11 protein-coding genes are annotated in these 13,583 nt (G+C 65.0%); 7 read left to right on the top strand and 4 right to left on the bottom strand.

Annotated features, from left to right (window positions below):
- Positions 1-79: 79 nt before the first annotated feature.
- Positions 80-2,818 (bottom strand): DNA mismatch repair protein MutS, encoded by a 2,739-nt coding sequence (gene mutS, locus IVB48_RS27425; protein ID WP_247404771.1) that lies wholly within the window; start codon positions 2,816-2,818, stop codon positions 80-82.
- 216 nt (positions 2,819-3,034) lie between these two features.
- Here mutS and pcaF point away from each other — a divergent pair, with 216 nt between their 5' ends.
- The 6 genes from pcaF (at position 3,035) to IVB48_RS27395 (ending at position 9,694) form a co-directional block, all read left to right on the top strand.
- A complete protein-coding gene (pcaF, locus tag IVB48_RS27420) occupies positions 3,035-4,243 on the top strand; it encodes a 3-oxoadipyl-CoA thiolase (RefSeq protein ID WP_247404768.1) in 1,209 nt (402 codons plus the stop codon).
- 137 nt (positions 4,244-4,380) lie between these two features.
- Positions 4,381-5,313, top strand: a complete 933-nt coding sequence (locus IVB48_RS27415) for a dioxygenase (RefSeq protein ID WP_247404765.1) — start codon at positions 4,381-4,383, stop codon at positions 5,311-5,313.
- A 53-nt stretch (positions 5,314-5,366) separates the two neighbouring features.
- Positions 5,367-6,068, top strand: a complete 702-nt coding sequence (gene pcaH, locus IVB48_RS27410) for a protocatechuate 3,4-dioxygenase subunit beta (protein WP_247404763.1) — start codon at positions 5,367-5,369, stop codon at positions 6,066-6,068.
- Entirely contained in the window at positions 6,069-6,659 is a 591-nt protein-coding gene (pcaG, locus tag IVB48_RS27405; RefSeq protein ID WP_027566037.1) for a protocatechuate 3,4-dioxygenase subunit alpha, read from the top strand. It begins immediately after the preceding gene.
- A 206-nt stretch (positions 6,660-6,865) separates the two neighbouring features.
- The gene (locus IVB48_RS27400) at positions 6,866-8,557 is read left to right on the top strand and encodes a methyl-accepting chemotaxis protein (protein WP_027566036.1); all 1,692 of its coding nucleotides are present in this window, start codon (positions 6,866-6,868) and stop codon (positions 8,555-8,557) included.
- A 48-nt stretch (positions 8,558-8,605) separates the two neighbouring features.
- Positions 8,606-9,694: an ecdysteroid 22-kinase family protein gene (locus IVB48_RS27395; protein ID WP_247404761.1), complete on the top strand. Its 1,089-nt coding sequence runs from the start codon at positions 8,606-8,608 to the stop codon at positions 9,692-9,694.
- Between the two features lie 17 nt (positions 9,695-9,711).
- On the opposite strand, the gene IVB48_RS27390 is transcribed toward IVB48_RS27395, so the two are convergent.
- From IVB48_RS27390 to IVB48_RS27380, 3 genes are read right to left on the bottom strand one after another with little or no spacing between them, the layout of a single operon-like run.
- A complete protein-coding gene (locus IVB48_RS27390) occupies positions 9,712-11,268 on the bottom strand; it encodes an MDR family MFS transporter (RefSeq protein WP_247404758.1) in 1,557 nt (518 codons plus the stop codon).
- Positions 11,269-11,272: 4 nt separating this feature from the next.
- Complete coding sequence (locus IVB48_RS27385) at positions 11,273-12,448, bottom strand: HlyD family secretion protein (protein WP_247404755.1); 1,176 nt, start codon at positions 12,446-12,448, stop codon at positions 11,273-11,275.
- Positions 12,441-12,923 (bottom strand): MarR family transcriptional regulator, encoded by a 483-nt coding sequence (locus IVB48_RS27380; protein ID WP_007598134.1) that lies wholly within the window; start codon positions 12,921-12,923, stop codon positions 12,441-12,443. The genes IVB48_RS27385 and IVB48_RS27380 overlap by 8 nt, the downstream gene beginning before the upstream one ends.
- 157 nt (positions 12,924-13,080) lie before the next feature.
- On the opposite strand from IVB48_RS27380, the gene IVB48_RS27375 reads away from it, so the two are divergent.
- Positions 13,081-13,575, top strand: coding sequence for a transcriptional repressor (locus tag IVB48_RS27375; protein WP_247404752.1), 495 nt, complete (start codon positions 13,081-13,083; stop codon positions 13,573-13,575).
- The last annotated feature ends 8 nt before the right edge of the window (positions 13,576-13,583 follow it).

Below are 13,583 nucleotides of genomic sequence, written 5' to 3'. Positions count from 1 at the left end.
CGAAGCTATCCAGACTGCCGCCGCGAAGAGATTCTGGATTGCTCCGCTCCGCTCGCAATCACGATTGCGGAAGGACCGATCACTGCTTCGGCAGCTTGGCCTTCAACGCATAGAGCGCATCGAGCGCTTCGCGCGGCGACATCTCGTCCGGATGCAGTGCCTTCACCGCGTCCATCAGCAGTTCGGCCTCGCTCAGCGGGGCGGCTTCTGCGGCGGCGCGCGAGGGCACTGCGAACAGCGGCAGATCGTCGGCGAGCGCGCGCGCGGTCTGACCGCGATCCTGGGCTTCCAGCTTCGCCAGCACCGATTTCGCGCGCGTGATCACGGCTGGTGGCAGGCCCGCGAGCTTGGCGACCTGGATGCCGTAAGAGCGATCGGCCGAACCCGGCAACACCTCGTGCAGGAACACGACATTGCCCTGCCATTCCTTCACCCGCACGGTCGCGTTGAACATCCGCGGCAGTTTTGCGGAGAGGGCGGTCAGTTCGTGGTAATGCGTCGCGAACAGCGTGCGGCAACGATTGCTCTCGTGCAGGTGCTCGATCGCGGCCCAGGCGATCGAGAGGCCGTCGAAGGTCGCGGTGCCGCGGCCGATTTCATCGAGGATCACGAGCGCACGCTCGCCGGCCTGGTTGAGGATCGCGGCGGTCTCGACCATCTCGACCATGAAGGTGGAACGGCCGCGGGCGAGATCGTCGGCGGCGCCGACACGCGAGAACAGGCGGTCGATGATCCCGATCCGCGCGCGTGTCGCCGGCACGAAGCTGCCGATCTGGGCAAGCAACGCAATCAGCGCGTTCTGGCGCAGGAAGGTCGACTTACCGGCCATGTTCGGACCGGTCAGCAGCCAGAGCTGGCCGGATTTTTGCGCAGGGCCCGGCGAGAGGTCGCAGGCATTGGCGATGAACGGCTCGCCATTGCGCTTCAAGGCCTGCTCGACCACCGGATGACGGCCGGCCTCGATGGCAAAGCCGAGAGACGAGTCCACCTCGGGCCGCACATAGGTCTCGTCGATCGCCAGCTTGGCAAGCGACGTCGCGACGTCGAGCAGCGCAAAGGCGTGGGCGGCGGCGCGCAGCTCCTCGCTGATTGCCAACGCCTTGGTGCAGAGCCGCTCGAAAATTTCGAGCTCGAGCCCGAGTGCGCGGTCGCCGGCATTGGCGATCTTGGCTTCGATCTCCCCCAGTTCCGAGGTGGTGAAGCGGACCTGGCCGGCCAGCGTCTGGCGGTGGATGAAAGTCGCGTTCAGCGGCGCCGACATCAGCTTGTCGCCGTGCTGCGCGGTAACTTCGACGAAATAGCCGAGCACGTTGTTGTGCCGGATCTTGAGACCCTTCACCCCCGTGTCGTCGGCGTAGCGCGCCTGCATCGAGGCCACCACCAGGCGCGAGGCGTCGCGCAAGTTTCGCGTTTCGTCCAGCGCAGGCTCATAGCCCTGGCGAACGAACCCGCCGTCGCGCTTGATGAGCGGCAGTTGATCGTCGAGCGCCCGGGCGAATTCCGCCGCGAGCTCGCGCGATGGCCTTTGCAGCGCCGCCATCACCGCGGCGATCTCCTGCGGTGGCTGGTCGAGTTCGCCAAGCCGCGTCAGCACCTGGTCGGCGGCGATGATGCCGTCGCGCAGGCCGGCGAGGTCGCGCGGCCCGCCGCGGCCGACCGATATACGGGCCAGCGCCCGCGACATGTCGGGGGCGCCGCGCAGGATGCTGCGGATGTCCTCGCGCGCGGCCGAGTCGGCAACGAAGCTGCCGACGGCATCGAGCCGCCGCGCAATCGCCGCCGCATCGGTCAGCGGCGCGGCAAGCCGCTGCGCCAGCAGGCGCGAACCGGCCGAGGTCACCGTGCAGTCGATCGCATCGAGCAGCGAGCCGCGGCGTTCTCCGGCCAGCGTCCGCGTCAGTTCGAGATTGGCGCGAGTGGCGGGATCAATCGCCATGGTCGCACCCGAGGCCTCACGCGCTGGCGGCGACAGCGGCGGATGCTTGCCGACTTGGGTGCGGTCAACATAGGTGACGGCAGCGGCGGCAGCAGTGGCTTCCAGCCGCGTGAGCTGCGACAGTCCGTCCATGGTCGCGACGGCAAAATAGTCGCACAGCCGCTTCTCGGCGGTGGCGCCGTCGAAGACGTCGCGGGTCAGCGGCGTCACCGCCGGCAGCTCGCGCAGGGTCTGTCCGAGCTCGCTATCGTTATAGAGTGCGTCGGTGACGATCACCTCGTTCGGATTGATGCGCGCGAGCGTGGCGGCGAGTTCGCCGCCCGGACATTCCGTCACCATGAATTCGGCGGTCGAGATGTCGATCCAGGCGAGGCCAAAGCGGTCACCGCCCGCCGATGAGCGCGCGCGCGCGAGCGCCAGCAGGTAATTGTTGGCGCGCGCGTCGAGCAGCGTGTCCTCGGTCAGCGTGCCCGGCGTGACCAGGCGCACCACGCCGCGGCGCACGACGCTCTTGTTGCCGCGCGCCCTGGCGGCGGCGGGATCCTCGGTCTGCTCGCACACTGCGACCCGGTGGCCGCCGGCGATCAGCCGATGAAGATAATCCTCGGAGCGCTCGACCGGCACGCCGCACATCGGGATATCGGCGCCTTGATGTTTGCCGCGCTTGGTCAGTACGATGCCGAGTGTCCTGGAGGCGATCTCTGCGTCCTCGAAGAACAGCTCGTAAAAGTCGCCCATCCGGTAGAACAGCAAGAGGCCCTGATGCGCCGCCTTGATTTCAAGGTACTGTTCCATCATCGGCGTGACGCGCGCGGCGGCTTCCGCCTGCGGGGCGGCCGCTTCGTCGGGGGGCGGCACTGGGATCGGTTGTTGCATCGTCATGGGCGGCGCAACCTACAAAATTTCACCCCGCGCTCCTATCGCTTTGCCCGCGGAGGGGAGGTTTTCCACGTTGTCCGCACCGTGGCATGCGCAACTCGCGTGCGCCCCCCTCGGAACACGGGCGTATCGGTCAATTGACCTGCTGCGGGCGCCCTCCTAAAACTCCGTCGACATTGAAGAATTTAGGCCGGATCGCGGCATTCAGGGAGAACAACGATGCGTGACGTCTTTATCTGCGATGCCGTGCGGACCCCCATCGGCCGTTTTGGCGGCTCGCTCGCCAAGGTGCGTGCCGACGACCTTGCGGCGGCCCCGATCAAGGCTCTGATGGCCAAGCACCCCAATCTCGATTGGGCACAGGTTGACGAGGTCTTCTTCGGCTGCGCCAACCAGGCCGGCGAGGACAACCGCAACGTGGCACGCATGGCGCTGCTGCTTGCGGGTCTGCCGGATTCGGTTCCGGGCCAGACCCTGAACCGGCTCTGTGCCTCCGGCCTCGATGCGGTCGGTGCCGCCGGCCGCGCCATCCGTTCCGGCGAGATCGAGCTTGCGATTGCCGGCGGCGTCGAATCCATGACGCGCGCGCCCTTCGTGATGGGCAAGGCGCAGGAAGCGTTCTCGCGCTCGGCTGAGATCTTCGACACCACGATCGGTTGGCGCTTTATCAATCCGCTGCTGAAGGCGCAGTATGGCGTCGACGCGATGCCCGAGACCGGCGAGAACGTCGCCGAGGAATTCCAGGTCTCGCGCGCCGATCAGGACGCCTTCGCGATCCGCTCGCAGCAGCGCGCGGGCGTCGCGATCGCGGCCGGCTATTTCGCGGAGGAAATCACCCCGATCACGATTCCCGGCGGCAAGGCCGGGCCCGTTACCGTCGACAAGGACGAGCATCCGCGCCCCGAGACCACGCTGGAAGCCCTGACGAAGCTCAGGCCGATCGTGCGCAATCCCGGCACGGTGACCGCCGGCAACGCCTCCGGCGTCAATGACGGCGCTGCCGCGATGATCCTGGCGTCCGAGGCTGCCGTGAAGAAGCACGGCCTGACGCCGCGCGCGCGCATCCTCGGCCTCGCCTCGGCCGGCGTGCCGCCGCGCATCATGGGCATCGGCCCGGTGCCGGCCACCCGCAAGCTGATGGAGCGTCTCGGCAAGAAGATCAGCGATTTCGACCTGATCGAGCTCAACGAAGCCTTCGCCTCGCAGGGTATCGCCTGCATGCGCCAGCTCGGCGTGGCGGACGATGCCGACTTCGTCAATCCGCATGGCGGCGCGATCGCACTCGGTCATCCCCTCGGCATGAGCGGCGCGCGCCTTGCGCTCACCGCCGTGCACGGCATGGAAAAGCGCGGCGGCAAGCTGGCGCTCGCCACCATGTGCGTCGGCGTCGGCCAGGGCGTGGCCGTCGCGATTGAGAAGCTGAACTGACCGGACGGGTAGCGTTCCGTCATCCCGGGGCGGTGCATTTGCACCGAACCCGGGATCTCGAGATTCCCCGGTGCGCAATTACGCACCTGAGGTCTGGTCCTTCGGACCATCCCGGAATGACAGGGAGAAAGTAGCCCATGATCATCGCGCGCGAGCAGGACGTCACGGCCGCGGCATTGGCGGTGATGGAGCGGACGTCCGATCCCCGGCTGCGCCAGATCATGGTCTCCCTGGTCAAGCATCTGCACGGCTTTGTTCGCGACGTTCGCCTGACCGAGAAGGAATTCCGCGACGCCACGGCTGTGATCGCCGAACTCGGCAAGCTCTCGACCGACACGCATAACGAGGTCGTGCTGATGGCGGGCTCGCTCGGCGTCTCGCCGCTGGTGTGCCTGCTGAACAATGGCGATGAAGGCAACACGGAAACCGACCAGTCGCTGCTCGGACCGTTCTGGCGGTTGAACTCGCCACGGGTGGAGAATGGCGGATCGATCGTCCGCTCCGAGACAACGGGCGAGCCGCTGTTCGTCAACGGCCGCGTCGTGGACAGGGACGGTCGCCCCGTCGCCGGCGCCGAGGTCGACGTCTGGCACGCGTCGCCGGTTGGTCTGTATGAAAATCAGGACCCCGAGCAGGCCGACATGAACCTGCGCGGCAAGTTTACGACCGACCAGGACGGAGCCTTCTCTTTCCGCTCCGTGATGATGGTCGGCTATCCCATTCCGACCGACGGCGTGGTCGGCCGCCTCCTGGAGGCGCAAGGCCGACATCCCTATCGTCCCGCGCACCTGCACGCCCTGGTCTTCAAGCCCGGATTCAAGGTGCTGATCTCGCAGGTCTACGACCCCGCCGATCCGCATATCGATAGCGACGTGCAGTTCGGCGTGACCAAGGCGCTGATCGGCAAGTTCCTGCGCCATGACACGCCACATCCGACCGAGCGCGACGTCGCGACGCCCTGGTATTCGCTCGACCATGTCTACCGGCTCGAAGCCGGCGAGGCCGTCCTGCCGCGTCCGCCGATCAAATGGGGCGCAAAGCCGCTTCCCCCAATTAGTTATATCCTATAATGATTGGCGGAAGCGTAGACCGGTCGGAAAAGGGCCGGGGGAGGAGTTCGCCAATGACATTCATCTATCCCGTCGACACCAACACGGCGCATCCGTTGCCGCTGTCGCCCGAGTACAAGAGCTCGATCAAGCGCGCTCCGAACAAGCCCTTGATCCCGATGCGCCATACGCTGTCGGAGCTGACCGGCCCGGTCTACGGCCACGAGACCGTGCGCGAGGGCGACAACGACCTCACCACGCAACACACCGGCGAGCCGCTCGGCGAACGCATCATCGTGCACGGCCATGTGCGCGACGAGGACGGCCGCGGCGTGCCGAGTTCGCTGGTCGAGATCTGGCAGGCCAATTCCTGCGGCCGTTACGTTCACGTCCGCGACCAGCATCCGGCGCCGCTCGATCCGAACTTTACGGGCGCCGGTCGTACCGTGAGCGACGCCGCCGGTTACTATCGCTTTGTCACGATCAAGCCTGGCGCCTATCCTTGGGGCAACCATCACAACGCCTGGCGTCCCGCACACATCCATCTCTCGGTGTTCGGCCATTCCTTCGTCACGCGTCTCGTGACGCAGATGTACTTCCCAGCCGATCCGCTGTTCCCGTTCGATCCGATCTTCAATTCGGTGCCGGACGAAAAGGCGCGGGCGCGGATGGTGTCGTCGTTCGATCTCGAGAACACCCAGCCCGAATGGGCGCTGTGCTACCGCTTTGACATTGTGCTGCGCGGCAAGAACGCCACCCCTATGGAGAACCGTTAAGTGCAGGACAATGGGATCACGCCGTCGCAGACCGTCGGCCCGTTCTTCAAATACGGCCTGACGCCGACCGGCGAGTATGCCTGGAACGATGCGTTCACCAACTCGACCCTGACGCCCGACGTCACCGGCGATCGCGTCCGGATCGAGGGCCGCGTGTTCGACGGCGATGGCGTCGTTGTGCCTGATGTCATGCTGGAGATCTGGCAGGCCGACGCGCAGGGGCGCTTTGCCGATCCGCAGGACAAACGCGCGCTGCCGAATGCGAGCTTCCGCGGCTTTGCCCGCTGCGGCACGGACAAGGACGGCAATTATTCCTTTGAAACCATCAAGCCGGGTGCGGTGCCCGATCCCGACGGCAAGCCGCAGGCACCGCATATCCTGCTTGCGGTGTTTGGCCGCGGCATGCTGCGGCATCTCTACACCCGCATCTATTTCAGCGACGAGGCCGGCAATGCCGCCGATCCCGTGCTGGCGGTGGTGCCGGCCGACCGCCGCGCCACGCTGACCGCAGTGCGCGAGGCCGGCAAGCCGGTTTACCGGCTCGATCTGCGGCTTCAGGGCGACAACGAGACGGTGTTTTTCGACGTGTGATCCCAGCCTCGTCCCGGACAGGCGGAGCGCCGATCCGGGACGACAGCGGAGGACGGGCCTGATTTCGCTGCCCGAAACCGTTCACCTGACGCCGTTTCCCGTACTTTTTCGGAGTTCGTGCGATGCAATTTCCGCGCGACGCAATCCCGTGTTTACCGTAATCCTTTAGGGTCCGTGGGATTCAGCGCGACCCATTGGATTGTTCCATGAAAATTCGCCTTTCGCTTTCTTCCGCAATCATTGCTTTCGGCATCGTTCTGGCGATCGGTTTCACCGCCGTGGTCTCCACCAGCCTTTACGCCTTGAAAGAGCTCAAGGTCGGCGGCCCGCTCTATTCCGACATCAAGCTCGGCAATGATCTCATCGCCGACATCCTGCCGCCGCCGGAATATGTGATCGAGGCCTATCTCGAGGCCACGCTCGCCATGCGCGAGCCCGACCAACTGGCGGCCCATGGCGAACGCCTGGTCCAGCTCCGCAAGGACTACGACGAGCGCAAGGCGTTCTGGGTCACCTCCAGCCTCTCGGCCGACCTGAAAACGGCCCTGGTGTCGAAATCCGACGCCGAGGTGCAGAAGTTCTGGAAGCTGTTGTCCGACCAGCTCCTCCCCGCCCTCAAGGCCAAGGACACGGCCGCTTCCGAGCGCGCCTACGCGCAGCTCAAGGACGCCTACACCGCGCACCGCGCCGTCATCGACAGCATCGTCGAGAGCGCCAACAAGCAGAATGCCGACATGGAGAAGCTGGCCGCGGACCGCGACAGCTCCATGCTTTATATCCTCCTCGGCGTCTCCGCCGCCGTCCTCGCCTTCATTGCGGCGGGCCTGCTCGGCGTCGCCCTCGGCGTGATGCGCCCGATCGTGCGCATGACCAGCACGATGCAAAAGCTCGCAACCGGCGATCTCGCCGCCGACATCCCTTTCGCGCACCGGCAGGACGAAGTCGGCTCGATGGCGGGCGCACTCCTGGTGTTCAAGCAGGCGGCGGTCGAGAATTCCCGCCTGCGCGAGGAGCAGTTGCAGAAGGCGCAGGAGGCGGCGCTCGCCAAGCGCGGCGCCCTGCACCAGATGGCCGAAACCGTCGAGCGCGAGACCGGCCGCTCGGTCGACACCGCGAGCGCCGCGACGCAAGGCGTGGAGCGTGCCGCCTCCAGTCTGTCCGAGATCGCAAGGTCGCTCTCGACACAATCGCAGGCGGTCGCAGCCGCCTCCAACCAGGCTCTCGGCAGCTCGCAGACCGTCTCGGCCGCAGCTGAAGAACTCAGTGCTTCGATCCGCGAGATCGCAACCCAGGTCGCGCGGACCAGCACGGTGACGAAATCGGCGGTCGCTGGTCGGGAACAGGCGCGCTCGACCATCCAGACGCTGGCCGGATCAGTGAAGAAGATCGCCGAGGTCTCCGACCTCATCGGCGGCATCGCCGGCCAGACCAATCTGCTGGCACTCAACGCTACGATCGAGGCGGCGCGCGCCGGGGAGGCCGGCCGTGGCTTCGCGGTGGTCGCCGCCGAAGTGAAATCCCTCTCCGACCAGACCGCCAAATCCACCGAGGAGATCGCGCGGCTGATTGCCGAGATCCAGGCCTCGACGCAGGCCGCAGTCGATGCCGTCGAAACCATGGGAGGTCACATCGTCGAGATCGACGGCGTTGCCACCTCGGTTGCCGCCGCGATGGAAGAGCAGGACGCGGCGACGCGAGAGATCACGCGGTCGATCTCCGAATCGGCTTCCGCGGCCAAGGAGGTCTCGGCCAAGATCGGTGATGTCAGCCGCGACGCCGCCTCCGTGAACGAGCGCGCCGCGGAGGTCAGACAGGCGATCGCCGGCATGGCGGCCAATCTCGAACAGCTCCGGTCGGTCGTGGTCCGGACGGTGCGCGACTCGACAGCGGCGGCTTGAGTCGGGCGCGGGGTCGTTCGCTGGCGCCTGCGGCCGTGATCGTGCAGTGTGACGCGGGACAGGGGCATCGTGGTTATGACACCTCCACAATTGCCAGCGGTCGTTGAGCCCGCCCAGCTGACGGCTGCGCTGCGCAGGAGTGGCGTACTGGACGCTGGCGCGGTGCGCGAAGTGAAGGTGCTGCATCAGCACCCGGCCATGGTGTCGCAGGTCATCCGCCTTGGGCTGCGCTATGTCGGGGAATCCGCCGGGGCACCGCCCTCCGTCATCCTCAAGATGCCGCATCCGACCTACGCCAAGGCGTTGGCCAATTCCGGTCGGCAGGAAGTGGCCTTCTACACTCATCTTGCGCCGAATATGCCGTCGCAGATCGTGCCGTGCTGCTACGATGGTCATTTCGACGAGGAGAGCCAGGACTGGCATCTTCTGCTCGAAGATCTCACCGACAGCCATGACGTTGCAGCTGACTGGCCATTGCCGCCCTCACGCGATCAGGCGATGGCGATCGTAACGGCGCTCGCCCGCTGGCATGCATCTTGGTGGGACCATCCGGGTCTCGGCGACACCATCGGCACCTGGATGAGCCTTGATGATACGGCGAGTCTGATAGAGACATTCGCCGGCCATTACGACCGCTTCGCCGATTTGCTTGGTGATCGCCTCAGTGAGGAGCGGCGGACCCTGTATCGGCGCTTCATCGACAAGGCCGAGCAACTGTTGCAACGCTACCATTCACATCGCCATGTGACCATCGCTCACGGCGATGCCCATACCTGCAATTTCCTGCTGCCACGCGCGGGCATCGCTGACGCTGTGCGCATTTTCGATTTCGATCATTGGCGCATCAACGTTCCTACCCACGATCTCGCCTACATGATGGCGCTGCACTGGTATCCGGAACGCCGGCAGGCGTTCGAACGCCTTCTGCTCAACCATTACCACGACACGCTGATCGCGCACGGCGTCACTGGCTATACGCGCGGCGCGCTCGACCAGGACTATCGCTGGTCGGTGCTCTGGCACATCACCAAACCGGTCTGGCAATGGAGCATCAACATCCCGCCGGTGATCTGGTGGAATAATCTGGAGCGGGTGATGATGGCGGTCGAGGATCTGGGCTGCGAGGAGATTTTGTAACTGCTCGCGCCACAGCGTTACTCCATCACCGCATGTTCCGGCCCGGCCGCCTGCTTGCGCAGGGTGGCCTTGGTCGAGCCGATCAGCAGGGCGAGCGGGATCGTGCAGAGGATGAAGAACATCACCAGCTCGTAGTCGTGCGCGAAGGCGATGATCTGCGCCTGCACGCTGACCATGCGATCGGCCATGGCGCGGCCGGCGTCGGTGGAGAGATTGATCATGCCGCTGACGCTCGGCATCTGGAGCGCGTGGTTGAACGGGTTGATGTGCTCGGACAGGATCGCGTAGGTCCGCCGCGTGCCCTGTGTCAACTGGGCGATGACGACGGAAATGCCCACCGAGCTCGCGACGTTGCGCATCAGGGTCAGCATCGCGGTGCCGTCGGTGCGCAGTTCGTTCGACAAGGTCAGGAACGCCACCGTCGATAGCGGCACGAAGACGAGGCCGAAGCCGAAGCCCTGGATGACGCTGACGGTCACGATCTCCGGCACCTGGGTCAAATCGGTCCAGCCGGTCATCTGGAACAGCGAGCCCGCGGTGAGCGTCAGGCCGGTGATGATCAGCGTGCGGGCCTCGATGTAACGCATCATGCGGCCGACCAGCATCATGGCGAAGAAGGTGCCGAAGCCGCGGCTCGCCAGCAGCAGGCCCGCGGTGATGATGGGATAGCCGATCACGTTCTGCATGTAGGGCGAGGCCAGCGCCATGGTCGAGAACAGCACGAGACCCATCACGACCATGAACATGCAGCCGGTGACGAAGTTGCGATCCCTGAAGAGCGCGAAGCGGATGAACGGCGTCGAGGTCGTGAAGGAGTGCGCGATGAAGAAGTAGAAAGCGACGGCCGAGACGATGAACTCGGCAAGGATCTCACCCGATTCGAGCCAGCCCAATTGCTCGCCGCGGTCGAGCGCGAGCTGAAGCGAGCCGATCGCGACCGCCAGCGCCGCGAAGCCGAACCAGTCGAACCTGAGACTGAGATCCTTCCGGGTCTCGTCCATGAAGATGATCAGCCCGATCACGGTGATGGCGCCGAACGGCAAATTGACGAAGAACACCCAGTGCCAGGAATAAGTCTCGGTCAGCCAGGCGCCGAGCGAGGGACCCATGATCGGCCCCATCATCACGCCCATGCCCCAGATCGACATCGCCTTGGCGCGTTCCTGGAGCGTGTAATAGTCGAGCATCACCGATTGCGACAACGGCACCAGGGCCGCGCCGAACACGCCCTGCAGCAGGCGGAATAGCACCATCTGGTTGATGTCCTGCGCAAGCCCGCACAGCACCGATGCCATGGTGAAGCCGGCCGAGCAGATGATGAAGATGCGCTTGCGGCCGAAGCGGTTGGCGATCCAGCCCACCGGTGCCGTCATGATCGCGGCGGCGACGATGTAGGAGGTCAGCACCCAGTTGATCTGGTCCTGCGAGGCCGACAGCGTGCCCTGCATGTAGGGCAGGGCGACGTTGGCGATGGTGGTGTCCAGCGCCTGCATGATCGTTGCCGTCATGGCGCAGATCGTCACCATGTTCCGGCGCAGGCCGGGAACCATAAGGGCGGGATTGGACTCCGCCATAGGATTAGTCCTTGTCCTGATCTTTGTCTTGGCTCGCGGTCGCCGACAGGCCGAGCAGGCCGGCGAGCGTGCGCTGGTGGCCGGTGTCGATGGTGGCGTAGACGCTCATGCCGGCCTTCAGCTTGCGCACGGATTTGTCGGTCTCGTCGAAATAGATGCGGATCGGCACGCGCTGCACCACCTTGACGAAATTGCCGCTGGCGTTCTGCGGCGGCAGGATCGCGAATTGCGCGCCGGTACCGGGCGAGAGCGAGCCGATCTTGCCCTTGAAGATATGGTTCGGAAACGCGTCGACCTCGAGCGTGACCGGCTGTCCTTCGGTGACGTAGGTGAGGTCGCTCTCCTTCGGATTGGCGTCGACCCAGGGATGGGCAACGTCGATGATGGAGAACACCGGCGTGCCGGCGGCGACGTAGCGGCCGAGCTGGATCTGCTCGACCTGTGTTGCCACGCCATCCATCGGCGCGCGCAGCACGGTGTGGTCGAGGTTGCGCTGGGCATCGTCCAGCTTGGCTTTCGCTTGCGCGTAGGCGGGGAATTGCTCCAGCGGCAACTCGGGATTGCCGAGCAATTGCGTCTTGGCATTGGAGAGTTGCTGCTTGATGTATTGCGCCTGCGCGCCGGCGGTCACCAATGCATTCGACGCGTTGTCGAGATCGAGCTGCGAGCCGTAATTGTTCTTCACCAGCGACTGCTTGCGTTCGACGTCGCGCTGCTTCAGGTCCATGCCCTGCTGGGCGAGATTGAGCATGTCGCCGTAGATCTTGATGTTGGCAACGAGATTGTCATAGGTGATGCGGGCTTGGGCGAGTTGCGCTTTGGCTTCTTCCAATGCGTGACGGAACGGAGCGGGGTCGATCTCGAACAGCTCGTCGCCGTGCTTGACGATCTGGCCCTCCTTGACGACGACCTTCTGGATTTTGCCGGAGATATCGGGGGTCACCAGCACTTTCTGCGCGCCGACATAGGCATCGTCGGTGCCGACATAGCGGCCGCCATTGAGATAGAAGGTGAAGCCGGCCACCGCGACGACGATCGGCAGCACGACCAGAAGCAGCACGCGGCGGTAGCGGCGCAGGCCCGCCAGCAGGCGGCGGCGCGGATTGGTGCCGGCTTTCTTGGTGGGCTTGCCGCCGTCGATTTTCTGCTCGGGCTGGAACTTGAGAACCTGATCAGCCATAGCGCTGCTCCTTACGCGCTTGTTCCGCTCCGCTGGTCTGGATCGCGGACCGCACGTTTTCCTTGATTGTTTCGAGTTGGGTGAGGAGGCGGTGGGCGTCCGCCGGAGTGATGCCGTCGAGCGCGTTGGCCGTGAGCTCGGATTTCAGCCCGCTCATCCGCCCGAGCAATTGCCGCCCGGCCTTCTTCAGGTACAGCCGCTTGACGCGGCGGTCCGACGGATCGTTGCGTCGCTCAATCCAGTCGCTGTCACAGAGCTTGTCGATCAGGCGTGTCAGCGTGATCGGCTGCACCTCGAGAAGCTCGGCGAGCTCCGACTGCTTCATGCCTTCGCTGCGCTCGACCTTGGCCAGCACCGCCCATTGCGCGCGGGTGATGCCGAAGCGCGAGGCTTCCTTGTCGGCATAGACCCGGAGCAGGCGATAGAGCTCGGCGAGCGTAAACAGGAAGTTCTGGTCCACGGGCCCTGGGCTCATGAGCTTGGTCTCCAATAAGCTTGGAATATAATAAGCAAGCTTATGATTATTTCATGGCGGGTTTGCGGGACACTGTCCCGCAGGCCGAGCATGGCTGATGGCCGCATCGCCGGTGCCGCTTTGGGTTCCCCTTTCGAAATGCTAGAACGCCGGTCGCATGACCCTCGCAAAACCGGCATTTCCCGCGCCCGACCACGATCACGGCCGCTGCACCGCGGATGCGCTGGCGCATGCCGAGGTCGTCTGCGGAGAGCGCGCGCAGAAATTCACGCCGATACGCCGCCATGTGCTGGGGGCGCTGCTCTCGAGCCACCGGCCGCTCGGCGCCTATGAGGTGATCGACGAGCTGGCAAAGTCGATGCCGCGGCCGGCGCCGATCACGGTCTATCGTGCTCTCGATTTCTTGATGGCCAACGGCCTCGTGCACCGCATCGAAAGCCGCAACGCCTATCTCGCCTGCGCCGCTCACGACCACGACGCGACCTCGGCGGTGACGTTCCTGATCTGCGAGCGCTGTGGCCTGGTCGGTGAGATTCCGTCGGCTTCCTTCGCCAGGGACCTCAACGCCGCCGCGCGCAACTCAGGCTTCGCTCCCAAATTGTCCGTGGTGGAAATCACGGGCGTCTGTGCGCATTGTCAGAAAGCTGCATAGAGCAACAA

This window comes from Bradyrhizobium sp. 76 (genome assembly GCF_023073025.1).
Classification (GTDB): Bacteria; Pseudomonadota; Alphaproteobacteria; order Rhizobiales; family Xanthobacteraceae; genus Bradyrhizobium.
Note: the sequence above shows the minus strand (reverse complement) of the source record. Positions and strands in the feature narration are given on the sequence as shown.